Origin of the sequence: Puniceibacterium antarcticum, assembly GCF_002760615.1 — a bacterium.
Lineage (GTDB): Bacteria > Pseudomonadota > Alphaproteobacteria > Rhodobacterales > Rhodobacteraceae > Puniceibacterium > Puniceibacterium antarcticum.
This window is the reverse complement of record NZ_AWWI01000060.1, coordinates 124,061-149,850: the sequence shown is the minus strand read 5'-3', so window position 1 is coordinate 149,850 and position 25,790 is coordinate 124,061. Positions and strand designations below refer to the sequence as shown.

Below are 25,790 nucleotides of genomic sequence, written 5' to 3'. Positions count from 1 at the left end.
CAGCGTTCCTTAGTGTTCTGCCGCAGGGGCGGCATTATCAGCCACCTGCGTGGCGCTGTCCGCCGCCGCGAGGGCCGTGTCGTAATTGCTCACCAGCGCCTCGACGCTGGGTCCGATGCGGTCAAGGATCGGCGCCGGATAGATACCCAGCCAGATCGTCATCGCGATCAGCGGTGCAAAGATCAGCTTTTCGCGGCGTGTCATGTCCTTGATGGTGCGCAGGCTTTCCTTGATCAGATCACCCATCACCACGCGGCGGTATAGCCACAGCGCATAGGCCGCCGACAGGATCACGCCCGACGTTGCCACAGCAGCGACCCAGGTGTTGGTCTGAAAGATCCCCACCAGCGTCAGGAACTCCCCGACAAAGCCAGAGGTGCCCGGCAGGCCGACGTTGGCCATGGTGAAGAACATGAAGATCATCGCGTAGGCCGGCATCCGGTTCACCAGACCACCATAGGCGTCGATGTCGCGGGTGTGCATCCGGTCATAAATCACGCCCACACACAGGAACAGCGCGCCCGACACAAAGCCGTGGCTCAGCATCTGGAAAATCGCGCCGTCGATGCCCTGCTGGTTGCCCGCAAAGATCCCCATCGTGACATAGCCCATGTGGGCAACGGACGAATAGGCGATCAGCTTTTTCATGTCTTCCTGCACCAGCGCGACAAGGCTGGTGTAGACAATCGCAATCGCCGACATCCACAGCACCAGCGGTGTCAGCACCTCGGACCCGACCGGGAACATCGGCAAGCTGAACCGCAGGAAGCCATAGCCCCCCATTTTCAGCAGGATCGACGCCAGCACCACCGAACCAGCGGTCGGGGCCTGCACATGCGCATCCGGCAGCCAGGTGTGGACAGGCCACATCGGCATCTTCACCGCAAAGCTGGCAAAGAACGCAAGGAACAGCATGGTCTGCAGACCACCAACCACCGGAATACCGAGGATCGAGAACGTCGCGGACGAAAACTCGTGCAACATCAGAGTCGGAATGTCGGTCGTACCGGCATTCGACGCCATGGCGACCATCGCCACCAGCATCAGCACCGACCCAAGGAAGGTGTAAAGGAAGAACTTGAAGCTCGCGTAGATCCGCTCTTTGCCGCCCCAGATGCCGATGATCAGGAACATCGGGATCAGGCCCGCCTCAAAGAACAGGTAGAACAGCACAAGGTCCAGCGCCATAAACACGCCCAGCATAAGCGTTTCCAGCAGCAGGAAGGCGATCATGTATTCCTTGACCCGGGTGGACACGTTCCAGCTCGCCGCGATGACCAGCGGCATGATGAAGGTCGTGAGCATCACGAACAGGACAGAAATCCCGTCGACGCCCATCTTGTACTGCAGGCCCAGCAGCCAATCGGCGCTTTCGACCATCTGGAACCCGATGTCGTTGCGATCAAACTGCGCCAGAATGAAAAGCGATATCAGGAAGGTGGCCGAAGTGGCGATCAGGGCCAGCCATTTGGCGTTGCGGTCCGCCGCCTTGTCCCCCCCGCGCAGGAACAGCGCGAGGATCAGCGCGGCCAGTGCCGGCAGGAAGGTGACAATGGAAAGAAGGTTGTCCATTATTCGGCTCCCACGAAGGTCATCCATGTGATGAGGACCGCGATCCCGATCACCATGGCAAAGGCATAGGTAAAGACATATCCGTTCTGCGCCCTGCCCGCGAGCCGGGTCAGATACGGCACGATCCCAAGCGCGATCCCGTTGATCGACCCGTCGATCACCTCGACATCGCCACGCTTCCAGAAGAACCGGCCAATGGCCTTGGCAGAGCGGATGAAGAGGAAATCGTAGATCTCGTCAAAATACCATTTGTTCAGCAGGAACAGGTACAGCGGTCTCTGGCTTTCTGCCAGACGGCGCGGCAGCGCCGGGTTCACGATGTAGAACAGGTACGCGATGACAAAACCGATCGCCATGGCAATGAACGGGCTGACCTTGACCCAGGCCGGCGCCGCATGCGCCTCTTCGATCACGGTGTTGTCCGCCGCCATGAATATTGCGCCGACCGGGGCCGTTCCAGCCATTGCCGCATGCGCCTCTGCACCGGCTTCGCCGTCACTCTCGCTCGCAAGCTCGCTCGTATCGGCAAGCGCCGCATCCCCCGTAGCATGGCTCGCGCCCTCGGTCGCCTCGACAGCGCCCTCGCCGCTATCGCCCGCCGCAGGTGCGGCCTCAACGGTTGTCTCATGTCCCGCTTCAGACGCCTCGGCATGATGCGTCGGGATCCCAAAGAAGCGGTTCATCGCCGTATGATCGCCAAAGAAGCTGTTGTACCAGACCATGCCAGAGAAGACGGCACCAAGCCCAAGAACACCCAGCGGGATCAGCATGACCAGCGGGCTTTCATGCGCATGTTCATGCGTATGCTTGTCACCGCGCGCTTCGCCAAAGAACGTCATGAACATCAGACGCCAGCTGTAGAAGGACGTGAACAGCGCCGCGATGACCAGCATCCAGAAGGCATAGCCGCCCTGTGTCCCGGCCCAGGCGGATTCGATGATCGCATCCTTGGACAGGAAACCGGCGAAACCGATATGCGTCAGCGGAATCCCGAAACCGGTGATCGCAAGGGTGCCGACCATCATCGCCCAGAAGGTAAAGGGGATCTTTTTGCGCAGGCTGCCATAGTTGCGCATGTCCTGTTCATGGTGCATCGCATGAATGACCGACCCCGCGCCAAGGAACAGCATCGCCTTGAAAAAGGCATGCGTCAGCAGGTGGAACATCGCCACACCATAAGCGCCCACACCCGCAGCCACAAACATGTAGCCCAGCTGCGAACAGGTCGAATAGGCGATGACGCGCTTGATGTCGTTCTGCACCAGACCCACGGTCGCGGCAAAGAATGCCGTGGTCGCCCCAAGGAAGGTGATGAAGGCAGTCGCTTCGGGCGCATATTCCATCAGCGGCGACATGCGGCAGACAAGAAACACACCGGCGGTGACCATGGTCGCGGCGTGGATCAGTGCCGACACAGGTGTCGGACCTTCCATAGCGTCCGGCAGCCAGGTGTGCAGGAACAGTTGAGCCGATTTGCCCATCGCACCGATGAACAGCAAAACAGCGATCAGATTTGCGGCATTCCACTCGGTCCAGAGAAAGGACAGCTGCGTCTGCGCCAGTTCCGGCGAGGCGGCAAAGACATCGTCAAAGTTGATGCTGTCGACCAGATAAAACAGCGCAAACATCCCCAGCGAAAAACCGAAGTCTCCCACCCGGTTGACCACAAAGGCCTTCATCGCGGCGGCATTGGCCGACGGCTTACGGTAGTAGAACCCGATCAGAAGGTAGGACGCAACGCCCACACCTTCCCAGCCAAAGAACATCTGCACGAGGTTGTCTGCCGTAACCAGCATCAGCATCGCGAAGGTAAAGAACGACAGATATGCAAAGAAGCGCGGCTTGTAGCTTTCGCCCTCTTTCCACTGCGGATCATGCGCCATGTAGCCAAAGCTGTAGAGGTGGACCAGTGCGGACACCGTGGTGATCACGATCAACATGATCGCGGTCAGCCGGTCCATGCGGATCGCCCAGGACGTGCTCAGCGTGCCGGATTCGATCCAGCGGAAAATCTCGACCTTGTAGAGCGTGCCGTCAAATGTCAGGAAAATGATCCAGGAAAACGCGCAAGCCATGAACAGCAGGCCGGTGGTGATCCACATGGCCCCGCGTTCGCCAATCACGCGCCAGCCGAAACCAGCGACCAGCGCCCCGAAGAGGGGCGCAAATAGGATGAGCGATTCCATTGCGTCAGCCTTTCATCACGTTGATATCTTCCACGGCGATACTGCCGCGGTTACGGAAAAAGCAGACCAGGATGGCCAGACCAATCGCCGCCTCGGCCGCCGCAACAGTCAGCACGAACAACGTGAAGACCTGCCCGACCAGATCGCCCAGGAAAGACGAAAAGGCGACGAAGTTGATGTTCACCGCCAGCAACATGAGTTCGATGCTCATAAGCAGGATGATCACGTTCTTCCGGTTCAGGAAAAGCCCGAAGATGCCTATGACGAACAGCGTCCCCGCGACCGTCAGATAATGTTCAAGTCCGATCATCATGTCCCTCCGGGCTGTGCCCGTCTTTTGTATTCACGCGCCGCAGGTCGCCCCGCGGCCTGTCTTTACACCCGGATCAGAGGCCCTGCCCCGGTTTCACGTCCCGCAACTCCATCGCCTTGGCCGGGTCGCGCATCATCTGGGCAACCACAACCTGACGTTTGACATCCACGCGATGGCGCAGCGTCAGAACGATGGCACCGATCATAGCCACCAGCAGGATCAGGGCCGACAGCTGGAACAGCAGGAAATACTGATCATAAAGCACCAGCCCAAGCGCCTTGGTGTTCTCTGTCCCGGCCATGATCTCCTGCGCGCGCAGCCCCTCGGCCGCACCGGAACTTTGCCAGGCGCCAAAAGCGATGGCGAACTGCATCAGGATGATCACCGCAAACAGCATGGCCAGCGGCATGTATTTCGCCATCTCCGCCTTGAGCTCGGCAAAATCGACGTCCAGCATCATCACGACAAAAAGGAACAACACCGCGACCGCGCCCACATAGACGATCACCAGCAACATGGCGACGAATTCGGCGCCCAGAAGCACAAACAGCCCCGCAGAGCTAAGGAAGGCGAGGATGAGCCAGAGCACCGAATGCACGGGGTTCCGGCTGATCACGGTGAACAGACCCCCGGCAATCGTGCTGATCGCAAAGAGATAGAAGGCAAAGACGCTCATGTCTCATCATCCTTTTTGTCTTCCATGACCGCGCGCGCCAACTCCATGGCGCGTGTCATGGCCGGAATACCTGCGAACATCGACATCTGTGCGATGGTCTCGGCGATTTCGTCTTTTGTGGCGCCCGCTTCCAGCGCATGGCGCACGGTCATACGCACCTGCGTGTCGGCCTGCGCGCCCTGCATCGTCAGCCCCGCCAGTGTCAGCAGCAGACGGGTCTTGGCGTCCAGACCTTCCTTGCTGATGCCCTTGCCAAAGCTCATTTCCATGAACTCCTTGGGCATGGTCGGCCAGAGCTTTTCAAAGCCCTTGGGGTCAAACGAGGTCAGCGCCGGATTGAAGGCCTTGGCCAGCTCCTGCGCCTGCTCCATCATCAACTCGAAGGGGGTCTTGCCACTCATGCGCAGCGCCCCCCAAGACTTTCGGGGAAAGTCTTGGCAAAAGTTTTCTGAAAACTTTTGGGTGCAGCTGTCATCTGTAGGGCGCGTCCATTTCAAGGTTGCGGGCGATTTCGGATTCCCAGCGGTCGCCGTTGGCCAGCAGCTTGTCCTTGTCGTAGAACAGCTCTTCGCGCGTTTCCGTGGCGAATTCGAAATTCGGCCCCTCGACGATCGCATCCACCGGGCAGGCCTCCTGACAGAAACCGCAGTAGATGCATTTGGTCATGTCGATATCGTAGCGCGTGGTGCGCCGACTGCCGTCATCACGGGGTTCCGCATCGATGGTGATCGCCTGTGCAGGGCAGATCGCCTCGCACAGCTTGCAGGCAATGCAGCGTTCCTCGCCATTGGCGTAACGGCGCAGGGCATGCTCGCCCCGGAACCGCGGCGACAGCGGCCCCTTTTCATGCGGATAGTTCAGCGTTGCCTTGGGACCAAAAAAGTATTTCAGCCCCAGTTTCATGCCGACCCAGAAATCCTGCAGCAGGAAATATTTGGCGGCGCGCGTATAATCCATCTGAGCCATGTCAGCCTCCTGTGGTCCAGCGGGCGTAGAAACCCCAGAACCATCCGAATTTTGCCGCGAAGCTTACGAAGACCACCCAGACGAGGCTGAAGGGCAGGAAGACTTTCCAGCCCAGCCGCATCAGCTGGTCATAGCGGTAGCGCGGCGTGATTGCCTTGACCATCGCGAAAAGGAAGAAAAAGAACGCCATCTTCGCCACCAGCCAAAGCGCCCCGTCGGGCAGGCCCGGGATCGGCGACAGCCAGCCGCCAAAGAACAGCAGCGAGGTCAGCGCGCACATCAGGAAGATCGCGATGTATTCCCCGGCCATGAACAGCAGGAACGGGGTAGATGAGTATTCCACCTGATACCCGGCCACCAGTTCCGATTCCGCTTCGGGAAGGTCAAAGGGCGGGCGGTTGGTTTCCGCCAGGCACGATATGAAGAACAGAAAGACCATCGGGAAGTGCGGCAGCCAGTACCAGTTGAAGAAGCCAAAGCTGCCATCCTGCGCCCGCACGATATCGCCAAAGTTCAGCGACCCGGTCGAGATGATGATGCCGATGATGATCAGTCCGAGCGACACTTCGTAGGAAATCATCTGCGCGGCAGAGCGCAGACTGCCGAGGAAAGGATATTTCGAGTTCGACGCCCAGCCGCCCATGATCACGCCGTAAACCTCGAGCGAGGATATGGCGAGCACGAAGAGCACCGCGACGTTGATATCCGACAGCACCCAGCTGTCGTTGAAGGGAATCACCGCCCAGGCGAGCATGGCCAGAACGAAGGATGTCAGCGGCGCCAGCATGAACACCGGCTTGTCGGCCCCTGCAGGCACCACCACCTCTTTCACGACATATTTCAGCGCATCGGCCACGGTCTGCAGCAGACCGAAGGTGCCGACCACGTTCGGCCCGCGGCGCATCTGCACAGCGGCCCAGATCTTGCGGTCGCCATAGACCAGGAAAAGCAGTGAAATCATCACAAAGCCCAGAACCGCTAGGCACTGCGCTAAGATGATCAGGGCGATCCCGCCGGGAGTGGTAAAGAAATCAGCCATCAGGTCCTCACACCATCGGTATTCCGTTTTCCGCGCAGTCGAACGAGACGACTTTGGCGTCTATCGTATTCAACTCACGAGGCAGCGCTGGCGAGATGGTGTAAACCGCATCTGAGCGCCAGAGACCACCCTCTTCGTCAATATTTCTGCTCAAATGCCACGCGAAACCGTATCCTCGTCTCAAAGCATACTGCGTTGCAGCATATTGCGCACAGGCTACAGGCTTATCCAGCCCAGGCACACTGCTCATTTCCCCCAAAAAGCCTGCCAAAACAACGTCTGGGCTCGGTTTTTCAGATCTGTCGTACTCCGTTCCGGACCCTCTGGCCGAATATCGCGGCGACTCACCCGTCGCCGCACTCTCCGTCATGGCCAGGGACCCGCGTCCCGCCCTCACTCTGCCGCGAGCGGGGCTTCCTTGCGGGCCTTTGCATTGGCACTCAGCTCGGCCATCAGCTGGCTGGCGCGGGCAATCGGGTTGGTCAGGTAGAAATCCGTGATCGCATTGCGCAGCGCCGACTCACCCAGATCCCCGGCTTGCGGCAGCTGCCAGACATTCTCGGGAACCGAATCAATCTCGGCCAGATGCGGCACATCCGCGATCAACACCTTGCGCAGCTGCGCCAGCGAATCAAACGGCAGCTGCTGACCGACCTCGGCACTCAGTGCGCGCAGAACAGCCCAGTTCTCTTTCGCCTCTCCGGGCGCAAAGCCCGCCCGCTGGGCCAGCTGTGGACGTCCTTCGGTGTTCACAAACAGACCCTGCTCTTCCGTATAGGCTGCGCCGGGCAGAATCACATCAGCACGGTGCGCGCCCCGGTCGCCATGGCTGCCCTGATAGATCACGAACGGCCCTGCGGGAATTTCACCCTCGTCGACGCCCAGGTTATAAATCACTTCGGCCCCGTCGAGCGCTGCACTCAGCCCGCCTTCGGTCACGGCGCCCACATCCATCGCGCCAACCCGGCCCGCTGCCGTGTGCAGCACCAGGAATTTCGCACCTGTCGCCTCGGCCAACTGCATCGCCGCGGCCAGAACCGCCGCGCCATCCGCACGCGACAGCGCGCCCTGCCCGATGATCACGATCGACTGCGCATCGGCCACATCGCCATGGTCCTTGCCCATAAGCGTGCTGATCGCATCGGCACCCTTGCCCAGATGGGCATAATCATACGTCAGATCGACGGCTTCACCGATAACGCTCACATCCGCGCCATGTGACCAGGCCTTGCGGATCCGCGCGTTCAGCACTGGCGCCTCAACCGCCGGATTGGTGCCGATCAGGGTGATCTTCGTGGCGAAATCAATATCCTCGATGGCCGCCGTGCCGACATAACCCGACCGGTTGCCCGCAGGCAGCTTGGCGCCATCGGTGCGGCATTCCACCGATCCACCCAGCGATTCAACCAGCATTTTCAGCGCAAATGCCGCCTCGGTGGACACCAGATCCCCGACCAGACCGGCGACCTTCTTGCCCTGCATCGCCTCGGCAACCTTGCTCAGGGCCTCGGGCCATGTGGACGGACGCAGCTTGCCGTTTTCACGCACATAGGGCTTGTCCAGACGCTGACGGCGCAACCCGTCCCAGACAAAGCGCGTCTTGTCCGAAATCCACTCTTCGTTCACGCCGTCATGGTTGCGCGGCAGGAACCGCATGACTTCGCGTCCCTTGGTATCGACGCGGATGTTGGACCCAAGCGCGTCCATCACATCGATGCTCTCGGTCTTGCTCAGCTCCCAGGGACGGGCGGTAAAGGCATAGGGTTTGCTGACCAGCGCCCCAACCGGGCAGAGGTCGATGATGTTGCCCTGCAGGTTCGAATCCAGCGTCTCCCCGAGATAAGAGGTGATCTCGGAATCCTCGCCACGGCCCGTTTGGCCCATCTGGCTGATCCCCGCGACCTCTGTCGTGAAACGCACGCAGCGGGTGCAGGAAATGCAGCGTGTCATATGGGTTTCGACCAGCGGCCCCAGATCCAGATCGGTCGCGGCGCGCTTGGGTTCGCGGTAGCGGCTGAAATCCACGCCATAAGCCATGGCCTGATCCTGCAGGTCACATTCGCCACCCTGATCGCAGATCGGGCAATCCAGCGGGTGGTTGATCAGCAGGAACTCCATAACCCCCTCGCGGGCCTTCTTGACCATGGGGCTGTTCGTCTTGACCATCGGCGGCTCGCCGTCCTTGCCGGGGCGCAGATCACGCACCTGCATGGCGCAGGACGCCGCAGGCTTGGGCGGCCCGCCCACAACCTCAACCAGACACATGCGACAGTTCCCGGCGATGCTCAGCCGTTCATGATAGCAGAATCGCGGGATTTCGATCCCGGCCACTTCACAGGCCTGAATCAGCGTCATCGCGCCGTCTACTTCCACATCCTTGCCGTCAATGTTGATCTTGCGGAGGTCTGACATCGTCTCACCTTGCTTTCAGAAGGGTCCCTATGGCCGAGCCCTTTGCGATTTCCTGTTTGCCCAGCCTGCAATAGCTGGACTTGTCTTGTGGCGTCACCCCGTTGGCCTTCAGATAGGCCTCGCCTCGGGCGCGCATGCGGGCCTTTTCGGCTTTGGAGGTGACATAATCTTCGATCTCTTCTTCGCTGTAGCCCTGCGAACGGGCCTCGGACTTCAAACCGTTCAGCCGCATCAGCGCGGTGATCATCCGCGCGTCAATCTTGCCGCACTGGTTGCGGATCTCATCCGCGACGCCCACAGCCAGCAGTCCGTCATCCACCACAGCCACCTCGCGCAGAGGCGGCTTGGCAAGGGCTGCGCTGGCCAGCAGGCCACCGACGAGTGTCAGGGTCAGTGTCATACGCATCTCATATCTCCTTGCAAGGGTAGCGGGCATGCAACGCACCCCAATCTCCTTGCAAGGATGGTACCGTGACGCTTTGCTATGCAATAGCACCGCGCACAAGCCTTTGTTATGCGATGTGTTTCACTCATTCCACGCAGGACCCCGCAACGGTCAGCGTAGTGCCATTCAACCGCAGCTGTTCAGGCGGAGTGTCAGGCCCGACGGTCCAGGCGATATCGCTCGTGCCGTAGTAATTGAGGCAGTGCTTGATGCCTTCATGGCGTCCGGCGGCTAGCGCACCGGTCAGGCTCTGCGCCGTCACCGGCTGCACGGTCGCCGTGAAATCCTTGCGATTGCTGCGCGCGGACTGGCTCTTGGTCTTGTAAATCACACCATCAAAGGCGGTTCCCTTGTTCCGGGAACAAGCCGCAGTGCTCAGCGCCATGGCCACCACACCCAGCAATAGGATCGTCCGCATATTCTCTACTCCGCCGCAACGGCGCACTGATGGGTCTTCCACCGCTGCGCCTCTTTCAGCCAGGCCCAGCCAAAGGCTGCGTCCGTATCACCCTGCGTCTCGCGCAGCGCAAGTTTATCAAGGGCTTCGTCCAATGTCGGTCTGTGCCCCTCGGGCACCCACCACATGACGAAATGCATCTTGCCCAGAACCTCGAACCACTCTGCCCGGCGTTCATAAAACTGCCGATGCACCGTGTCCCAGACAAATTTCTCGAGGGTTTCCACCGATTCCCAGACCGTGAGGTTGCTCACGACCTGCGCATCGCCCCCAATCTTTGCCTCGGTGTTCCCTGTGCCGGGCTCACCCGACCCTTCCATCATCCACACGAACCCCGGCATCCGCTTGCCCATGCCGTTGACCCGGTCCAGCGCGTTCATGAATTCGGCGACGCGCGGATCTTCTGTCGGGGCCAGCAGGCGCCCGATGTTCAACTCTGCAAGATGGTAACCGGGGTTGACTGTCATCACTTGTCTCTCTCGACGTATTCGCCGCACCAGTCATAGGACTTGGTCACCGGCCAGACGGCCGAATCTGTCACTGTCCCGGTCTGGTTAAGCTCGACCGACGGCGGATTGCGACGGCAATATCCCGCTCCGGTAAAGCTGCCCGTATCCCAAAAAAAACACCCACTACATTCCATGTCTTATTCCGCCGCTATGGTGGTCTGACGCGGACCGCGCTTGTGCTTGATGCGGTCCTCGATCTCGTCCCGGAAATTGCGTATCAGGCCCTGAATGGGCCAAGCCGCCGCATCGCCAAGCGCGCAGATCGTGTGCCCCTCGACCTGCTTGGTCACGTCCAACAGCATGTCGATCTCTTCGACATCCGCCTCACCGGTCACCAGACGGTCCATCACACGCATCATCCAGCCGGTGCCTTCACGGCAGGGCGTACACTGCCCGCAGCTTTCGTGTTTGTAGAACTTGGACAGACGCCAGATTGCCTTGATGATGTCCGTCGACTGATCCATCACGATCACCGCCGCCGTCCCCAAACCCGACCGCTGCTCGCGCAGATAATCGAAATCCATGATCGCGTCTTTCATGAACTCGCCACGGATACAGGGCACCGACGATCCGCCCGGAATGACCGCTTTCAGATTGTCCCAGCCGCCGCGAATGCCGCCGCAATGCTTGTCGATCAGCTCTTCAAATGTGATCGACATCGCCTCTTCGACGACGCAGGGATTGTTCACATGGCCCGAGATCGCGAACAGCTTGGTGCCGGCATTGTTCGGGCGGCCAAAGGACGAAAACCACTCCGGTCCGCGCCGCAGGATCGTCGGCACGACGGCGATGGATTCCACGTTGTTCACCGTGGTCGGGCAGCCATACAGACCCGACCCCGCCGGGAACGGCGGCTTCATGCGCGGCATACCCTTTTTGCCCTCAAGGCTTTCCAGCAGCGCGGTTTCCTCGCCACAGATATAGGCGCCCGCCCCGTGATGCAGGTATAGGTCAAAATCATAGCCCGACCCGCAGGCATTCTTGCCGATCAGACCGGCATCATAGGCCTCATCAATCGCGCGCTGCAGCGCCTCTTTTTCGCGGATATATTCGCCACGGATGTAGATGTAGCAGGCGTTGGCCTGCATCGCGAAACTCGCGATCAGACAGCCCTCGACCAGCGTATGCGGGTCGTGGCGCATGATCTCGCGGTCCTTGCAGGTGCCGGGCTCGGATTCATCCGCATTCACCACCAGATAGGACGGGCGACCGTCGCTTTCCTTGGGCATGAACGACCATTTCAGGCCGGTCGGAAAACCTGCACCGCCGCGTCCGCGCAGACCGGACTTCTTCATCTGGTCGACAATCCAGTCGCGCCCGTTGTCGAGGATCCCCTTGGTGCCATCCCAATGGCCCCGCGCCTGCGCGCCTTTCAGCGTGCGGTCATGCATACCGTAGATATTTGTGAAAATCCGGTCCTGATCCTGCAGCATCGCCTAGTCCTTGTTCTTCTGGCGCATGCGCCAGAGTCCATAAATCATCCATATGCCCGTTCCGAACCCGGCAAGTGCTGCCAGATCGAAAAAGGCGCGCGTGCGCTGGCTCCAGTCCAGCGCCGCCCCGAGGCCAGTCACGATGACCCAGGCAAGACCCACACCGGCAACAACAAGCGCCACGATGCGCCCCTGCCGTTGAAAATCCTCATCCTGGCTCATGCCCTATCGCCCCTTTACGTTCCGTTACCTGCGCTGACATCTTCGCGGACCGCTGTCCCCGCCTCTGCCGCCAGGGCCTTTGCCTGCGCCACCCAATCGTCCCGGGTTACGCGTCCCTTGAAGCCTTCAAGGTTCTCATCCACCCAAGCCACCTGCGCCGGGCTCCAGGCCGCGATCTGGTCAAAATGATAAAAGCCCATGCTGTTGCAGGTCTCTTCCAGTTTCGGCCCGATCCCTTTGATCTTTTTCAGATCATCCGCAACCCCACCCCGTGGCGCCGTCAGCGCAGCGGGTTTGTCACCACTGTCGTTCCCAGGCGTATCCACCTCTTCCGCAGCAGGTGCGTCGTATTTCCAGCTTCCCTTGCGGGTCGCCAACTCATCCTGCCCGGCAAGCATTTTGGACGGCTTGACCTGCGCGCCCGCCTCGCTGTCCGCAATTGCCGACACTGTGGCAACCTCGGGCTTTGCGTCCGACACCGACTGCGCCGGGGTCGCCGACGTTGCCCTCGGCGCAGTCGCGGTGGTCACAACCGGCCCCGGCAAGGGCCGACAGAAAAGATAAGAGAACATCAGCCCCAGCACGCCGGTTGCCACCACACTCAGGAAGATCGATCCGATCCAGGACGTATTCCCGACCACCAGAAGCAGAACCAGTGACGCGAAACCGATGGCACCCGCCATGGCCCAGCACCCCGTTGCGCAACTCAACCCTTTGTTCTGATGACTCATTCTCTTTCTCCCTATCCGTGTTTTGGGTTTTACGTGTTGTCCACGTCACCCTTTTTAACACGGGAAGAAGACTCCGTCTCGTTTTCAGATATCACGGCCTGCGCCTGCGCAACCCAGTCGTCCCGCGTCGCCCGTCCCTTGAACCCTTCCAGGTTCTGATCGATCCAACTGACCTCCTCGGCCGACCAGCCCGCAATCTGGTCGATATGGTAAACACCCATATCGTTCAGCATCTTTTCGACTTTCGGACCAACGCCCTTGATCGCCTTGAGGTCATCCGCCCCACCGTCGCGCGGCGCGCTCAGGCTCGCAGGCTGCGTGCCCTCGCCCTCTGACGCGATTACCGCCTCTTGGGCGGGCTCATTCGCTCGGGGATGTCCCGTGCCTTCAACCGGGGCCGCGCGTTTGTCGACGCCGGTTTCATCAACGGGCGTATCCTCGGACAGAACCGGACCAGAGGTATCGGGCTCAGCTGAACCATTTTTGTCCGACCGATCCTGCCAGGGCGCAACCAGGGGCACCTCGGTGCCGTCGATCCGCTTGACCGTGTCGCCGATATCCACTGCAAACTGGACGCTTGCGTTATATTGAGCGCGGTCCTTGGCAAATTCGGTCAGGCTGGTCAGCCCTGATTTGGGCTCGGCGGCATACCGGCCATTCTGCGGACCCGGCAGCGGCACACGGCCGGCGGCCAGTTCATCCAGAATCTCCGCAAAACGCTCTGTCGTCAGATCCTCGTAATAATCCTTGCCGATCTGGGCCATGGGCGCGTTTGCGCAAGCGCCAAGGCATTCTACCTCTTCCCAGGTGAACTTGCCATCGGCGGACAGGGTATGGGGCTTGGCGGCGATCTTGTCCTTGCAGACAACCATCAGGTCCTCTGCCCCGCAGATCATGCAGGAGGTCGTGCCGCAAATCTGAATGTTTGCAATGGAACCAACAGGTTGCAGCTGAAACATAAAGTAGAACGACGCCACTTCCAGTGCCCGCATATAGGCCATGCCCAGCATGTCGGCGACCTTTTCGATCGCCGGACGGGTCAGCCAGCCCTCCTGCTCCTGCGCGCGCCACAGCAGCGGAATGATCGCGCTGGCCTGACGGCCCTCGGGATACTTGGTAATCTGCGCCTCGGCCCAGGCCAGGTTGTCCGGAGTGAAGGCAAAAGCCGCAGGTTGTTCTTTGTGAAGGCGTCTCAGCATATCATTTCCTATTGCGTCAGCACGCAGACGACGGGGATGTTGGGCACCTCCCGGTCGGGGTTCGTTCCATTGACTTCGGCGACCAGAACCCCTTGGCGTTGGGCAGAGGCGGCCGGTTCGTCGGCGATAAAGCACAGATACAGATCCGTGTCCCGTTTCATGCCAAAAAGAGCATTCCCGGCGCCGCTGGTGGCAAAGGGTTCATATCCCTCCTCCGACAGCTCAGAGGCGTAGGCAAAATCCGACACACCGATATCCTTGGCCACGGCCTGTCCCGCCAGCAGCAGCGCCACCGCCACAGGAAAGAACCGCAACCCCATATCAGACCAGACCAGTGTCGGCGCAAGCGCCGGTCTTCAGGCGGAAGCCGCCGTTCGACAGGGCCACGCCGTCTTTGGTCTCGATCTTGTACGCGGCGATATCAAGCACCTGCTGACGGTTCAGACCGGTTTGCAGCTCGACGGGGATGTAATCCTCTTCGCTCGACATATCGCAGCCGATTGACGCGACAGCCGCGTCAAACATCGCAAGGCTTGCATCATCCACACCTTCGGGCGGCATGGCGCAGGCGGACAGCAGGGCAAAAATGGCAGAAGCGCCCAGAAATCTGTTCATCTGTCGACCTCCCCAAACACAATATCCATAGTCCCGATGATCGCCGCCACATCAGCCAGCTGGTGACCGGTCGCCACATAATCCATCGCCTGCAAGTGCAGGAAGCCCGGCGCGCGCAGCTTGGCGCGGTAGGGTTTGTTGCTGCCATCGGCCACAAGATACACGCCGAATTCGCCCTTGGGCGCCTCGACAGAGGCATAGACCTCGCCCGCAGGCACGTGGAAGCCTTCGGTATAAAGCTTGAAGTGATGGATCAGCGCCTCCATCGAGGTTTTCATATCGCTGCGCGACGGCGGAGAAATCTTGCCGCGCGACATAACTTCGCCCTGCCCCTCGGGGGCCTTCAGCTTGACGATGGCCTGCTTGATGATCGACAGCGACTGACGCATCTCTTCCATGCGGACAAGGTAACGGTCATAGCAGTCACCGTTCTTGCCAACCGGGATCTGGAATTCGAATTCGTCATAACATTCATAGGGCTGCGCGCGCCGCAGATCCCAGGCAAGGCCGGATCCGCGCACCATCACACCAGAGAACCCCCAGTCCTGAATGTCCTGCTCGGTGATCACACCGATATCGGCATTGCGCTGCTTGAAGATCCGGTTTTCCGTCAGCAGATCGTCGATATCCTGCAGCTTGGCCGGGAATTCATCCGCCCAGGTGTCGATATCGTCGATCAGATCGGCGGGCAGATCCTGATGCACGCCGCCGGGCCGGAAATAGGCCGCATGCAGACGCGCGCCAGACGCCCGCTCGTAAAAGATCATCAGCTTTTCGCGTTCCTCAAAACCCCAGAGCGGCGGCGTCAGCGCGCCCACGTCCATGGCCTGAGTCGTCACGTTCAGCAGGTGGTTCAGAATGCGCCCGATTTCGGAATAGAGCACCCGGATCAGCGAGGCACGCCGCGGCACTTCGACCCCGGTCAGCTTTTCGATGGCCAGACACCAGGCATGTTCCTGATTCATCGGCGCCACATAGTCCAGCCGGTCAAAATACGGCAGGTTCTGCAGATAGGTGCGCGACTCCATCAGCTTTTCGGTGCCGCGGTGCAGCAGGCCGATATGCGGATCACACCGTTCCACGATCTCGCCGTCCAGCTCAAGCACCAGACGCAGAACGCCATGTGCCGCAGGGTGTTGCGGGCCGAAGTTGATGTTGAAATTGCGGATCTTCTGCTCGCCCGTCAGGGCGTCATCAAAACCTTTGGAGCCATCCATCATCGTCTCCCCTTATCCCGCGTCACATCAGAGTTCTGCGTCGCGCAGACCCTGCGATTTTGTACCAAAGCCATACTGCCACCCAGCGCCAGCGCGGCGGCTGCAAGCCCAAGAAATTCGCTCAAAAATGGGATCATCACAGCTTCTCCAACTCTTTCAGCTTCAGGCCCATCCACCACAGCAGGGCAATGGTGCCCAGCGGGACAAGACAGACCATCGCCCACCATTTGTTGATCCCAAAGAACGGCAGCAGCTTGATCATCGGGATCGCTGTCAGCGCCGAAAGGATCAGCCACCACAAACCGCCCATTACTTGGCCGCCTCTTTCTTTTCGTCGCCGGGCAGCACGTATTGCGCACCTTCCCACGGGCTCATGAAATCGAACTGCCGATACTCCTGCACCAGGTTCACTGGCTCATAGACTACGCGCTTTTGCTGTTCGTCATAGCGCACTTCGGTATAACCCGTGGTCGGGAAATCCTTGCGCAGCGGGTGCCCGCGAAAGCCATAGTCCGTCAGGATGCGGCGCAGATCCGGATGGCCCGAAAACAGCACGCCGAACATGTCGAAAATCTCGCGCTCGAACCAGTTGGCACTGGGATGCACGGATGTGATCGACGGTACCATATCCTCTTCGCGGATGCTGACGCGCAGGCGGATGCGATGGTTCTGATACATCGACAGAAAGTGATAGACCACGTCGAACCGCTTGGCCCGCTCGGGGTAATCCACCGCCGTGATATCCACCAGCGAGGTGAACCGGCAACTGTTATCGGCCTTCAGAAAATCCACCAGACCGCGCACGTTGGACGGCGCCACGTCGATGTTCAGCTCTCCGTGGGTCACGTCCCAGCCAAGAACGCAATCCGGGCGCTTGAGCTCGATATGCCCGCCCAGTTCCTGCAGTGCTGCCGTCATCCTGTCGTCTCCTTCATCGGGGGGTGCGCACGCCTCAGCGCACGATGGTCCCGGTCCGTCTGATCTTTTTCTGCAGCGCAAAGATCCCGTACAGCAACGCCTCTGCGGTCGGCGGGCAGCCGGGAACATAGATGTCGACCGGCACGATACGGTCACAACCGCGCACCACGGAATAGCTGTAGTGATAGTATCCGCCGCCATTGGCGCAGGATCCCATCGAAATGACATATCGCGGCTCTGGCATCTGATCATAGACCTTGCGCAGGGCCGGTGCCATCTTGTTGGTCAGCGTCCCCGCAACGATCATCAGATCCGACTGACGCGGGCTTGCGCGCGGCGCCGTGCCAAAGCGTTCAAGGTCATAGCGCGGCATCGAGGTGTGCATCATCTCGACCGCGCAGCAGGCCAGACCGAATGTCATCCAGTGCAGCGAACCGGTGCGCGCCCAGTTGATGATATCCTCGGTCGAGGTCAGCAAAAACCCCTTGTCCGCCAACTCGGCGTTCAGGGATTGAGTCGCGACTTCGTTGTCACCACCGGCCGTGTTCAGCCCATAAGGCGACTTGACGGAGGGCGCGGATTTGACGCGCGGCGACTGCAGACCGTCGCCCTGCACGTCTGTCACGATCTTTTCGTCGGTCACTGCCATTCCAGCGCCCCTTTCTTCCACTCATAGGCAAAGCCGATGGTCAGCACGCCCAGGAACACCATCATCGACCAGAATCCCGCCATGCTCACATCCTGGAATGCAACGGCCCAAGGAAACAGAAACGCGATTTCAAGATCGAAGATGATAAAGAGAATCGACACGAGGTAGAACCGCACGTCGAATTTCATCCGCGCATCATCAAACGCGTTAAAGCCGCACTCATAGGCGCTCACCTTTTCGGGGTCGGGGTTGCGCACGGCGATGACCAAGGCGGCCAGGATCAGCACAAGGCCCAATCCGATGGCAATGGCCAGAAAAACAAGGATGGGGAGGTATTCCCTCAGCATCTCTTCCACGAGGTGGCTCCTTTCCAACGGCGCCGCTTCGGGGCGCATCCGTCAAGTGGCTAGGTTGACTTGAGCACTGACTTATCGCCGCCCGCGGCCCGGGTCAACCAAGGCAACAGCATTCAAGCTTGATGAAAAACACTTCTGATTCAAGCAAGTAAGCCGAAATTGTTTAACACTTACAAAAGGATGGGCCTAAAATTTTCGATATCTGCCTGTTTTGCGTGCGCGCGGATGGGTCGCGCCTGCGGTTGGCAGGCCGCGCAGTTGTCCCCGGGGGCACAGACTCACCTCTGTGTTTACAGACTCATCTCTGGTGCTTAGAGGCTCCAGCCCGGTGCGCGCTTGTCGAAAAACGCCGCAAGCCCTTCTCGTGCCTCATCACTTTCCCAGCGCTTTGCCAGCGCGTCGATGGCCAGATCTATCTGCGCGTCACTGACCTGCCCTGACAGCGCGCGCAGCAGGGCCTTGGCTTCGCCCACCGCTCCGGGCGCGCAGGACAGATAAGGCACAACCTCGGCCTCGACCGCATCATCCAGGGCCTCTGCCGCAACGACCCGGCTCAGCAGCCCCAGACGCACAGCCTCTTCTGCGCCAAAGACGCGCGAGGACATGAACACCTCGCGCGCGCGCGCCGCGCCCATGCGGGCAATAACATAGGGTCCGATATTGGCCGGGATCAGCCCCAACCGGGTTTCGGTCAGCCCCATCTTCCCCCCCACAACCCCGATCGCCACGTCACAGACCGACGCCAGACCGACACCCCCACCAAAGGCATTGCCCTGAATACGCCCGATCAGCGGCTGCGTCAGATCGGACAGCGCCCCCAATGCCGTCGCGATGCGCCGGCTTTCGCGTCGCCGCGTGTCGTCATCCATGTCGAACTGCGCGCGCATCCAGGCAAGATCGCCCCCCGCGCAGAACGTTGCCCCCGACGCGGCCAGCACGACGACCCGCACCGACGGATCCGCCCCCAGCCCCCGCGCCGCGACCTCAAGCTGTTCCAGCATCTCTGCCGACAGGGCATTGTGCTTCTCTGGCCGTTCCAGGCGCAGCCAGGCCACCCCCCGCGCGTCCCGCACCACCTGTACCAGTTCCGCCATGACGTCTTTCCCTCTCGTGCCTGCACCCCAAAAGTCTTCAAAGACTTTTGGCAAAACTATTCACAATAGTTTTGCATCCCCCAGCCGCATCGCCCGTGCAAGCTGCGCTGCCTCTGCCAGAACCGCTCTGTCCAGTCCGGTCTCATATCCCAGCGCCGCCAGATGCGCGGCCACCGCCTCGGTTGCCACATTGCCCTTGGCGCCCGGCGCATAGGGACAGCCGCCCAGCCCCCCCACCGCCGCATCGAACACCCGGATCCCGCGCGCCAGCGCAACCGATATATTTTCGAGCGCCCCCCCACCCGTATCATGGAAATGCGCCGCCAGCCGCGCGGCGCCAAACGCCTCGGTCACCGCGTGCAGCATGGCGTCCACCGCCTCCGGGCTTGCCCGCCCAAGCGTGTCCGCAACAGAGACCTCGTAACAACCCATCTCCAGCAGGGCCGCCACCACGCGCACCACGGCCTCTGGCGCGACCGGCCCGTCATAGGGGCAGTCCATCGCGCAGGACACATAGCCCCGCACCACTAACCCCGCCTGCCGCGCCGCCTCGGTCACCAGCCCGAACCGTTCCAGGCTCTCTGCAACCGAGGCATTGATATTCGCCCGCGAAAACCCTTCAGAGGCAGAGCCGAAGATCGCCACCTCATCCGCCCCTGCCGCAACCGCCGCCTGAAATCCCTTCAGGTTGGGCGTCAGCGCCGCATAGGACACCCCTGGCACCCGCCGGATCCCTGCCAGCACTGCGCCGGATTGCGCCATCTGCGGCACCCATTTCGGGCTCACAAAAGACGCAACCTCGATCCGCTTGAACCCCGCCTGCCCCAGCAGATCCACCAGCGCGATCTTTTCCGCCACCGGGATCAGCCGCGCTTCGTTCTGCAGCCCGTCCCGTGGCCCGACCTCGAAGATCTCAACAGAATCGCTCATGCGCCCAGCTCCGGCACTGGATAAAAGGCGCGGTCATAGAATTTCTGCGCGCCATCCCGCGCCCGCGCCCGCCCATAGGCAGGACGCGCCTCCAGCCGCGCGCGATAGGCCAGCAATCCCGCCAATCCGTCAAGCGGTACAAAATACGGCGCCGCGAACAGATTGAATCCCATCATCGTATCCGCCGCGCTGAAACCGTCGGCCAGCAGAAACGCCTGCCCCTCCAGCAGCCGCTCCAGCGCCTTCAGGGTTCCGGCCAGCCGCGCCGTCACCAGCTTGATCACCATGGCAGAGGCCTGCGCCGGGTCGCGCAGAAACACATGCTGCATGTTCAGCTGCTCGATACAGCCCGCCATCGTCTCGGCAAAATGCAGCATCTCCAGAAACCGCGCCCGCTGGATCGTTCCAGCCGCACGGCCCAGACCGGCCCTCGGATAGGTCTCCGTCAGATACTCGTGTATCGCGCCGCTTTCGAACAGCACCTGATCGCCGGTCTCCAGCGCGGGCACCCGCCCCGCAGGCGACAGTTCCTGAAATGCCCCGCGCAGCGATCCGTCGCGGATGTCATAATGTATGACCTCATACTCCAGCCCCAGCTCCTCCAGCAGCCAGAGCACCCGGAAGGAGCGCGAAAACGCCACATGGTGCAGACGGATCATGCCGCATCCTCCGGCTCTTCCAGACGGATCAGCACCGCCCCGGCATCAACCTGATCACCCGCCGCCACCAGAACCTCGGCCACCACCCCGTCGCGCACCGCAACCAGCGCATGTTCCATCTTCATCGCCTCCAGCACCGCCAGCCGATCACCACTCTTCACCTCTTGCCCGACAGTGGCAAAGACATCGCGCACCAGCCCCGGCATCGGCGCTGCAATCAGAGTCCCGGCCTCTGGCGCGCCACCCGCTGCGCGCTCCAGCGGGTCGATGATCCGGAAGGCGCGGCCATAATCGGCAAACACCGTGACCATATCGCCTTCCTGAAACGCCGCATGCCCCGCCATCCCGTCAAAGCGCCAGCGCCCGTCGATCCGCTCTGCCCGCACCAGCCCATCCACCAGTTCGACCTCACACAGATCCGGCCCCCGCGACATCAGCACAACCGACAGCTCTGCCCCGCCAAATCCCAGCAAGATCGTCCGCCGCAGCGGCGCCCACAGGGCAAAGCCCACTCCGGCGCCGGTCATCCGCTCCAACCCTGCCGCGACCAGTGCCGCCTGCGCCACCACCTGGGCCGAAACTTCTGCCAGTTCGGTCAGCGCCTCCAGATCCCGCGCGATCAGCCCGGTATCGACCTCTGCGCGCGCAAACCCCTCATGTCCCGCCAAAGCGCCCAAAAAGGCCAGGTTCGTCACTGTCCCTGCCACCTGACACTGCGCCAGCGCGCGCGACAACTGCCGCAGGGCAATCGCCCGCGTCGGCCCATGCACGATCAGCTTGGCAATCATCGGGTCATAATGTGGGCTGATCACATCACCGGACCGCACGCCGCTGTCAGCCCGCACCCCCATGGGAAAGGCCAGATGCGCCAGCCGTCCGGTCGCGGGCAGAAACCCCGCCGCCACATCCTCGGCATAAAGCCGCGCCTCGAACGCATGACCGCTCAGCTGCAGATCCTCCTGCCGTGCGGGCAGATCCTCGCCCGACGCCACCCGCAGCTGCCATGCGACCAGATCGACCCCGGTGATACATTCCGTCACCGGATGTTCGACCTGCAGCCGCGTGTTCATCTCCATGAACCAGAACCGGTCCGCGCGCAGCCCGTCGCGGGCATCGACGATGAATTCGACCGTTCCAGCGCCACTGTATCCTATGGTTTCTGCCGCACGCACCGCAGCATCCCCCATCGCCTGCCGCATCACGTCGGTCATGCCGGGGGCCGGCGCTTCCTCGATCACCTTCTGGTGTCGCCGTTGCAGCGAACAATCCCGCTCGAACAGATGCACGGCGCGGCGGCCATCGCCAAAAATCTGCACCTCGATATGGCGCGGTGCCTCGATATACGTCTCGATCAGCACGGCATCATTGCCAAAGGCGCCCTTCGCCTCGGCCCGGCAGGACGCCAGCGACCCGGCAAAATCCTCTGCGCGATCCACCCGCCGCATGCCCTTGCCGCCACCGCCCGCCACGGCCTTGATCAGCACCGGATAGCCGATCTTTTCCGCGGCCTGCGCAAGCACTCCGGCATCCTGATCCGCGCCTTGATAGCCCGGCACCACCGGCACACCCGCCGCCGCCATCAGATCCTTGGCCGCATCCTTCAGCCCCATCTTGCGGATCGCATCAGCGGACGGGCCGATGAACACCAGCCCCGCCGCCACAACCGCCTCCACAAACCCGGGGTTTTCCGAAAGGAACCCATAGCCGGGATGGATCGCCTGCGCGCCGGTCTGTAGCGCCGCCGCGATGATCCGCTCACCGCGCAGATAACTTTCGGACGGTGGCGCCGCGCCGATATGCACCGCCTGATCCGCCATCGCCACATGTTTCGCGCCCGCATCCGCATCGGAATAGACGGCCACAGTGGACACCCCCAGCCGCTGCGCCGTTTCGATCACCCGGCAGGCAATCTCGCCCCGGTTCGCAATCAGGATCCTGTCAAACATCTTGGCGTCCCTCCCCGGACCGGCTCACATCCGGAACACGCCAAAGCGTGTCTCTTCGATTGGCGCATTCAGCGCGGCGGACAGGCTCAGGCTCAGCACCTGTCGCGCCATCCTCGGGTCCACAATTCCATCATCCCACAACCGGGCTGAGGCATAGAGCGGATGCGACTGCTCCTCGAACATCCGCACCGTCGGTTCCTTGAACGCAGCCTCTTCCTCAGCCGACCAGCTCTCGCCAGACCGCTCCAGCGCGTCGCGCTTCACCGTCGCCAGCACTCCCGCGGCCTGCGCGCCGCCCATGACGCTGATGCGCGAATTCGGCCAGGACCACATGAACCTCGGGCCATAAGCCCTTCCGGACATGCCATAATTTCCAGCGCCGAACGATCCCCCGACGACCATGGTGATCTTGGGCACGCTTGTCGTCGCCACCGCCGTCACCATCTTGGCCCCATGCCGCGCGATCCCCTCGTTCTCATACCGTCGCCCGACCATGAAACCGGTGATGTTTTGCAAGAAAACCAACGGGATACGCCGCGCAGAGCAGAGTTCGACAAAATGTGCGCCCTTTTGCGCCGCCTCGGAAAACAAGACACCGTTATTGGCAATGATCCCAACGGGATATCCGTCGATCTTCGCAAACCCGCTCACCAGGGTCTCACCGAACCGCGGCTTGAATTCATCAAAGCGCGAGCCGTCCACCACCCGCGCAATGACCTCGCGGATGTCATAAGGCGTGCGCAGATCCGCTGGCACAACGCCAAGGATCTCCTCCGGGTCATAGGCGGGCAGTTCCGGCGTGTCCCGCGCCACAACCGGCGTCACCCGGTTCAGGGATCCCACCGCCCGCCGCGCCAGCGCCAGCGCATGGGCGTCATCCTCGGCCAGATAATCCGCCACACCGGACAGGCGGGTGTGTACATCACCGCCGCCCAGATCCTCGGCGCTCACCACTTCTCCGGTGGCGGCCCTGACCAGCGGCGGTCCCGCCAGAAAGATCGTTCCCTGTTCGCGCACGATGATCGTCACATCCGACATCGCGGGCACATAGGCGCCCCCCGCCGTGCAGGACCCCATGACCACGGCGATCTGAGCAATCCCTTTGGCCGACATCCGCGCCTGATTGTAAAAGATCCGGCCAAAGTGGTCGCGATCCGGAAACACCTCATCCTGATTGGGCAGGTTCGCCCCGCCACTGTCCACAAGGTAAACACAGGGCAGATGGTTCTCCTCGGCGATCTCCTGCGCCCGCAGATGCTTTTTCACCGTCATCGGATAATAGGTGCCGCCCTTCACCGTGGCATCGTTGCAGACCACCATGACATCCTGACCCATCACCCGGCCCACCCCGGCGATCACCCCCGCACAGGGCGCCGCCCCGCCATAGAGCCCATGCGCCGCCGTCACCCCCACCTCAAGGAAGGGCGCGCCCGGATCCAGCAAATTCGCCACCCTCTCGCGCGGCAGCATCTTGCCCCGCCCCAGATGCCGCGCCCGGGCTGTCTCTCCACCCCCCGCCATTGCCAGCGCTGCCGCCGCCTCGACCAGATGCAGCGCCTCCAGATGGCCCTGAACATTGGCCTTGTAGGCCTCTGATCCCACAAGCGCCTGCGATTTCAGCTTCATATCCATCCCCCCTCTGACACGGCCGCCGACCCAAGGGCGGCACGACCGCCCCTCATCCCCGGCCCCGCGGCCCCACAAGCAGCTTCAGCCGACCGTCGCGGGCCACGTAATAGGTGTAGCGCAACGCCGGATCGTCCGGCCCGCAGATCACCACAATCCAGGCCCGATCCGACGGCTGCGCGCTGCACTCGCTGCGCGCAGCCGTCGCGCCCGTGCCATCCCGCGCCCGGTCCTGCAGATACCGTGTGGCATAGGCTTCAATCACCTGCGTTTCGCTGACATTCGCGACAATCCAGCCGTGCCGCCAGCCTGTCACCGCCGCCAGCGCAATCACCAGACCGATTGGAACGAACCAGAACCATTGCGGCATCGCTCAGCCCATCGCCGCCATCAGCTCACGGCCCACCAGCATGCGCCGGATCTCTGACGTCCCTGCGCCGATCTCCATCAGCTTGGCATCGCGGAACAGCCGCGCCACCGGCGCATCCGCCAGAAACCCCGCGCCGCCCATCGCCTGCACCGCCTGATGCGCCTGCACCATCGCCTGCTCAGAGGCATAAAGACAGCAGGCCGCCGCATCCTGGCGCGTCACATCCCCCCGGTCACAGGCCTTTGCCACCTCATAGACATAGGCGCGCGCCGAATTCATCGCCGTATACATGTCCGCAATCTTGCCCTGCATCAGCTGGAACGATCCAATCGGCTGCCCGAACTGTTTGCGCTCGGCCATATAGGGCATGACCTCATCCAGACAAGCCGCCATGATCCCGGTGCCGATCCCAGCCAGCACCACACGTTCGTAATCAAGCCCGGACATCAGCACGCGCACCCCGCGCCCATCTTCACCCAGAACATTTTCGAACGGCACTTCGACCCCGTCAAAGATCAGCTCGGCGGTATTGCTGCCCCGCATCCCCAGCTTGTCGAAATGCGGGCTGGTGGAAAATCCGGTCATCGTCTTTTCAATCAGAAAGGCGGTGATGCCCTTGGATCCGGCTTCTGGATCAGTCTTGGCATAGACCACCAGCGTATCGGCATCCGGCCCGTTGGTGATCCAGTATTTGCTGCCATTCAGCACATAGCGATCGTTGCGCTTTTCCGCGCGCAGGCTCATCGACACCACATCTGATCCGGCGCCGGATTCCGACATGGCCAGCGCGCCCACATGTTGCCCCGACACCAGCCCGGGCAGATATTTCTGCCGCTGTTCCTCCGTCCCGTTCAGCGCGATCTGATTCACGCACAGGTTGGAATGCGCGCCATAGGACAGCGACACCGAGGCGGATGCCCGCGCGATCTCCTCAACCGCGATCACATGTGCCAGATACCCCATCCCGGCGCCGCCGTATTCTTCGGGCACGGTGATGCCCAGCAGCCCCAGCGCCCCCATTTCGGGCCACAGCGCGGGGGGAAAGGCGTTGCTCGCATCAATCTCGCCCGCCATCGGGCGCACCCGCTCCTGTGCCCAGCGGTGCACCATGTCGCGCAGCGCGTTCACATCCTCACCCAGATCGAATCTCATTGCCGCGTTGAACACTGTCATCCCCCAAACTGATCTCCGGTCCCGTCATCGCAGCCGTGACAGGTGAACATAACGAGTGCCCACGGAACCTCTCCCTG

30 protein-coding genes are annotated in these 25,790 nt (G+C 61.5%); all 30 read right to left on the bottom strand.

What is annotated here, in order from left to right:
• Positions 1-9 precede the first annotated feature (9 nt).
• The 30 genes from P775_RS08435 to P775_RS08295 all read right to left on the bottom strand — a co-directional run bounded on the left by P775_RS08435 (position 10) and on the right by P775_RS08295 (position 25,707).
• Positions 10-1,572: an NADH-quinone oxidoreductase subunit M gene (locus tag P775_RS08435; RefSeq protein ID WP_099910564.1), complete on the bottom strand. Its 1,563-nt coding sequence runs from the start codon at positions 1,570-1,572 to the stop codon at positions 10-12.
• Positions 1,572-3,758 (bottom strand): NADH-quinone oxidoreductase subunit L, encoded by a 2,187-nt coding sequence (gene nuoL, locus P775_RS08430; protein ID WP_099910563.1) that lies wholly within the window; start codon positions 3,756-3,758, stop codon positions 1,572-1,574. The genes P775_RS08435 and nuoL overlap by 1 nt, the downstream gene beginning before the upstream one ends.
• A gap of 4 nt (positions 3,759-3,762) precedes the next feature.
• A complete protein-coding gene (gene nuoK / locus P775_RS08425; protein ID WP_099910665.1) occupies positions 3,763-4,068 on the bottom strand; it encodes an NADH-quinone oxidoreductase subunit NuoK in 306 nt (101 codons plus the stop codon).
• 76 nt (positions 4,069-4,144) lie between these two features.
• Positions 4,145-4,747 carry an NADH-quinone oxidoreductase subunit J gene (locus P775_RS08420; RefSeq protein ID WP_099910562.1) on the bottom strand — a complete coding sequence of 201 codons (603 nt, stop codon included), beginning with the start codon at positions 4,745-4,747 and terminating at the stop codon, positions 4,145-4,147.
• Positions 4,744-5,148 carry a carboxymuconolactone decarboxylase family protein gene (locus P775_RS08415; RefSeq protein ID WP_099910561.1) on the bottom strand — a complete coding sequence of 135 codons (405 nt, stop codon included), beginning with the start codon at positions 5,146-5,148 and terminating at the stop codon, positions 4,744-4,746. Before P775_RS08415 ends, P775_RS08420 begins: the two co-directional genes overlap by 4 nt.
• Positions 5,149-5,218: 70 nt before the next feature.
• Positions 5,219-5,713, bottom strand: a complete 495-nt coding sequence (gene nuoI, locus P775_RS08410; protein ID WP_099910560.1) for an NADH-quinone oxidoreductase subunit NuoI — start codon at positions 5,711-5,713, stop codon at positions 5,219-5,221.
• Position 5,714: 1 nt separating this feature from the next.
• Positions 5,715-6,752 carry an NADH-quinone oxidoreductase subunit NuoH gene (gene nuoH, locus P775_RS08405; RefSeq protein ID WP_099910559.1) on the bottom strand — a complete coding sequence of 346 codons (1,038 nt, stop codon included), beginning with the start codon at positions 6,750-6,752 and terminating at the stop codon, positions 5,715-5,717.
• A 393-nt stretch (positions 6,753-7,145) separates the two neighbouring features.
• Positions 7,146-9,164, bottom strand: a complete 2,019-nt coding sequence (nuoG, locus tag P775_RS08395) for an NADH-quinone oxidoreductase subunit NuoG (protein ID WP_099910558.1) — start codon at positions 9,162-9,164, stop codon at positions 7,146-7,148.
• Between the two features lie 4 nt (positions 9,165-9,168).
• A complete protein-coding gene (locus P775_RS08390) occupies positions 9,169-9,570 on the bottom strand; it encodes a DUF5333 domain-containing protein (RefSeq protein ID WP_099910557.1) in 402 nt (133 codons plus the stop codon).
• 124 nt (positions 9,571-9,694) lie between these two features.
• The gene (locus tag P775_RS08385; RefSeq protein WP_099910556.1) at positions 9,695-10,027 is read right to left on the bottom strand and encodes a hypothetical protein; all 333 of its coding nucleotides are present in this window, start codon (positions 10,025-10,027) and stop codon (positions 9,695-9,697) included.
• Positions 10,028-10,032: 5 nt separating this feature from the next.
• A complete protein-coding gene (locus P775_RS08380; protein ID WP_099910555.1) occupies positions 10,033-10,533 on the bottom strand; it encodes a DUF3291 domain-containing protein in 501 nt (166 codons plus the stop codon).
• Positions 10,533-10,709: a hypothetical protein gene (locus P775_RS28000; RefSeq protein ID WP_180287377.1), complete on the bottom strand. Its 177-nt coding sequence runs from the start codon at positions 10,707-10,709 to the stop codon at positions 10,533-10,535. The genes P775_RS08380 and P775_RS28000 overlap by 1 nt, the downstream gene beginning before the upstream one ends.
• Before the next feature lie 3 nt (positions 10,710-10,712).
• The gene (nuoF, locus tag P775_RS08375; protein WP_099910554.1) at positions 10,713-12,008 is read right to left on the bottom strand and encodes an NADH-quinone oxidoreductase subunit NuoF; all 1,296 of its coding nucleotides are present in this window, start codon (positions 12,006-12,008) and stop codon (positions 10,713-10,715) included.
• A gap of 3 nt (positions 12,009-12,011) precedes the next feature.
• Positions 12,012-12,230, bottom strand: coding sequence for a DUF5337 domain-containing protein (locus P775_RS08370; RefSeq protein ID WP_099910553.1), 219 nt, complete (start codon positions 12,228-12,230; stop codon positions 12,012-12,014).
• A gap of 14 nt (positions 12,231-12,244) precedes the next feature.
• Positions 12,245-12,961 (bottom strand): NADH-quinone oxidoreductase subunit E, encoded by a 717-nt coding sequence (locus P775_RS28860; RefSeq protein ID WP_245875611.1) that lies wholly within the window; start codon positions 12,959-12,961, stop codon positions 12,245-12,247.
• A gap of 29 nt (positions 12,962-12,990) precedes the next feature.
• Positions 12,991-14,160: an NADH-quinone oxidoreductase subunit E gene (locus tag P775_RS08360; RefSeq protein ID WP_099910552.1), complete on the bottom strand. Its 1,170-nt coding sequence runs from the start codon at positions 14,158-14,160 to the stop codon at positions 12,991-12,993.
• An 8-nt stretch (positions 14,161-14,168) separates the two neighbouring features.
• On the bottom strand, positions 14,169-14,474 hold the full coding sequence (locus P775_RS08355) for a hypothetical protein (protein WP_143520847.1): 306 nt from the start codon (positions 14,472-14,474) through the stop codon (positions 14,169-14,171).
• Positions 14,475-14,481: 7 nt separating this feature from the next.
• Complete coding sequence (locus P775_RS08350) at positions 14,482-14,775, bottom strand: hypothetical protein (RefSeq protein WP_099910550.1); 294 nt, start codon at positions 14,773-14,775, stop codon at positions 14,482-14,484.
• Positions 14,772-15,992 carry an NADH-quinone oxidoreductase subunit D gene (locus P775_RS08345; RefSeq protein WP_099910549.1) on the bottom strand — a complete coding sequence of 407 codons (1,221 nt, stop codon included), beginning with the start codon at positions 15,990-15,992 and terminating at the stop codon, positions 14,772-14,774. The genes P775_RS08350 and P775_RS08345 overlap by 4 nt, the downstream gene beginning before the upstream one ends.
• Positions 15,993-16,128: 136 nt before the next feature.
• The gene (locus P775_RS27995; RefSeq protein ID WP_180287376.1) at positions 16,129-16,302 is read right to left on the bottom strand and encodes a hypothetical protein; all 174 of its coding nucleotides are present in this window, start codon (positions 16,300-16,302) and stop codon (positions 16,129-16,131) included.
• On the bottom strand, positions 16,302-16,910 hold the full coding sequence (locus P775_RS08340; RefSeq protein WP_099910548.1) for an NADH-quinone oxidoreductase subunit C: 609 nt from the start codon (positions 16,908-16,910) through the stop codon (positions 16,302-16,304). Before P775_RS08340 ends, P775_RS27995 begins: the two co-directional genes overlap by 1 nt.
• A 34-nt stretch (positions 16,911-16,944) precedes the next feature.
• On the bottom strand, positions 16,945-17,559 hold the full coding sequence (locus P775_RS08335; RefSeq protein WP_245875610.1) for a NuoB/complex I 20 kDa subunit family protein: 615 nt from the start codon (positions 17,557-17,559) through the stop codon (positions 16,945-16,947).
• Positions 17,550-17,915 (bottom strand): NADH-quinone oxidoreductase subunit A, encoded by a 366-nt coding sequence (locus tag P775_RS08330; RefSeq protein ID WP_099910547.1) that lies wholly within the window; start codon positions 17,913-17,915, stop codon positions 17,550-17,552. The genes P775_RS08335 and P775_RS08330 overlap by 10 nt, the downstream gene beginning before the upstream one ends.
• A 311-nt stretch (positions 17,916-18,226) precedes the next feature.
• Positions 18,227-19,009 (bottom strand): crotonase/enoyl-CoA hydratase family protein, encoded by a 783-nt coding sequence (locus P775_RS08325; RefSeq protein ID WP_099910546.1) that lies wholly within the window; start codon positions 19,007-19,009, stop codon positions 18,227-18,229.
• Between the two features lie 60 nt (positions 19,010-19,069).
• On the bottom strand, positions 19,070-19,939 hold the full coding sequence (locus tag P775_RS08320) for a hydroxymethylglutaryl-CoA lyase (protein WP_099910545.1): 870 nt from the start codon (positions 19,937-19,939) through the stop codon (positions 19,070-19,072).
• Positions 19,936-20,598 (bottom strand): glutathione S-transferase family protein, encoded by a 663-nt coding sequence (locus P775_RS08315; RefSeq protein WP_099910544.1) that lies wholly within the window; start codon positions 20,596-20,598, stop codon positions 19,936-19,938. Before P775_RS08315 ends, P775_RS08320 begins: the two co-directional genes overlap by 4 nt.
• The gene (locus P775_RS08310) at positions 20,595-22,544 is read right to left on the bottom strand and encodes an acetyl/propionyl/methylcrotonyl-CoA carboxylase subunit alpha (protein ID WP_099910543.1); all 1,950 of its coding nucleotides are present in this window, start codon (positions 22,542-22,544) and stop codon (positions 20,595-20,597) included. Before P775_RS08310 ends, P775_RS08315 begins: the two co-directional genes overlap by 4 nt.
• Positions 22,545-22,568: 24 nt before the next feature.
• On the bottom strand, positions 22,569-24,170 hold the full coding sequence (locus tag P775_RS08305; protein WP_099910542.1) for a carboxyl transferase domain-containing protein: 1,602 nt from the start codon (positions 24,168-24,170) through the stop codon (positions 22,569-22,571).
• Positions 24,171-24,222: 52 nt separating this feature from the next.
• On the bottom strand, positions 24,223-24,540 hold the full coding sequence (locus tag P775_RS08300) for a hypothetical protein (RefSeq protein WP_099910541.1): 318 nt from the start codon (positions 24,538-24,540) through the stop codon (positions 24,223-24,225).
• Positions 24,541-24,543: 3 nt separating this feature from the next.
• Positions 24,544-25,707: an isovaleryl-CoA dehydrogenase gene (locus P775_RS08295; RefSeq protein ID WP_099910663.1), complete on the bottom strand. Its 1,164-nt coding sequence runs from the start codon at positions 25,705-25,707 to the stop codon at positions 24,544-24,546.
• Positions 25,708-25,790: the final 83 nt, after the last annotated feature.

Coding starts and splice junctions, on each gene's coding strand:
- nuoI (WP_099910560.1), bottom strand. CDS start 5,713: ATGGCTCAGATGGATTATACGCGCGCCGCCAAATATTTCCTGCTGCAG.
- P775_RS08370 (WP_099910553.1), bottom strand. CDS start 12,230: ATGAGCCAGGATGAGGATTTTCAACGGCAGGGGCGCATCGTGGCGCTT.
- P775_RS08340 (WP_099910548.1), bottom strand. CDS start 16,910: ATGACGGCAGCACTGCAGGAACTGGGCGGGCATATCGAGCTCAAGCGC.
- P775_RS08420 (WP_099910562.1), bottom strand. CDS start 4,747: ATGAGCGTCTTTGCCTTCTATCTCTTTGCGATCAGCACGATTGCCGGG.
- P775_RS08350 (WP_099910550.1), bottom strand. CDS start 14,775: ATGAACAGATTTCTGGGCGCTTCTGCCATTTTTGCCCTGCTGTCCGCC.
- P775_RS08335 (WP_245875610.1), bottom strand. CDS start 17,559: ATGGCAGTGACCGACGAAAAGATCGTGACAGACGTGCAGGGCGACGGT.
- P775_RS08390 (WP_099910557.1), bottom strand. CDS start 9,570: ATGCGTATGACACTGACCCTGACACTCGTCGGTGGCCTGCTGGCCAGC.
- P775_RS08385 (WP_099910556.1), bottom strand. CDS start 10,027: ATGCGGACGATCCTATTGCTGGGTGTGGTGGCCATGGCGCTGAGCACT.
- nuoF (WP_099910554.1), bottom strand. CDS start 12,008: ATGCTGCAGGATCAGGACCGGATTTTCACAAATATCTACGGTATGCAT.
- P775_RS28000 (WP_180287377.1), bottom strand. CDS start 10,709: ATGGAATGTAGTGGGTGTTTTTTTTGGGATACGGGCAGCTTTACCGGA.
- P775_RS08360 (WP_099910552.1), bottom strand. CDS start 14,160: ATGCTGAGACGCCTTCACAAAGAACAACCTGCGGCTTTTGCCTTCACT.
- nuoK (WP_099910665.1), bottom strand. CDS start 4,068: ATGATCGGACTTGAACATTATCTGACGGTCGCGGGGACGCTGTTCGTC.
- P775_RS27995 (WP_180287376.1), bottom strand. CDS start 16,302: ATGGGCGGTTTGTGGTGGCTGATCCTTTCGGCGCTGACAGCGATCCCG.
- P775_RS08325 (WP_099910546.1), bottom strand. CDS start 19,009: ATGGCGGAACTGGTACAGGTGGTGCGGGACGCGCGGGGGGTGGCCTGG.
- P775_RS08305 (WP_099910542.1), bottom strand. CDS start 24,170: ATGAAGCTGAAATCGCAGGCGCTTGTGGGATCAGAGGCCTACAAGGCC.
- P775_RS08320 (WP_099910545.1), bottom strand. CDS start 19,939: ATGAGCGATTCTGTTGAGATCTTCGAGGTCGGGCCACGGGACGGGCTG.
- P775_RS08415 (WP_099910561.1), bottom strand. CDS start 5,148: ATGAGTGGCAAGACCCCCTTCGAGTTGATGATGGAGCAGGCGCAGGAG.
- P775_RS08380 (WP_099910555.1), bottom strand. CDS start 10,533: ATGACAGTCAACCCCGGTTACCATCTTGCAGAGTTGAACATCGGGCGC.
- nuoG (WP_099910558.1), bottom strand. CDS start 9,164: ATGTCAGACCTCCGCAAGATCAACATTGACGGCAAGGATGTGGAAGTA.
- nuoH (WP_099910559.1), bottom strand. CDS start 6,752: ATGGCTGATTTCTTTACCACTCCCGGCGGGATCGCCCTGATCATCTTA.
- nuoL (WP_099910563.1), bottom strand. CDS start 3,758: ATGGAATCGCTCATCCTATTTGCGCCCCTCTTCGGGGCGCTGGTCGCT.
- P775_RS08345 (WP_099910549.1), bottom strand. CDS start 15,992: ATGGATGGCTCCAAAGGTTTTGATGACGCCCTGACGGGCGAGCAGAAG.
- P775_RS28860 (WP_245875611.1), bottom strand. CDS start 12,961: ATGAGTCATCAGAACAAAGGGTTGAGTTGCGCAACGGGGTGCTGGGCC.
- P775_RS08315 (WP_099910544.1), bottom strand. CDS start 20,598: ATGATCCGTCTGCACCATGTGGCGTTTTCGCGCTCCTTCCGGGTGCTC.
- P775_RS08310 (WP_099910543.1), bottom strand. CDS start 22,544: ATGTTTGACAGGATCCTGATTGCGAACCGGGGCGAGATTGCCTGCCGG.
- P775_RS08435 (WP_099910564.1), bottom strand. CDS start 1,572: ATGGACAACCTTCTTTCCATTGTCACCTTCCTGCCGGCACTGGCCGCG.
- P775_RS08300 (WP_099910541.1), bottom strand. CDS start 24,540: ATGCCGCAATGGTTCTGGTTCGTTCCAATCGGTCTGGTGATTGCGCTG.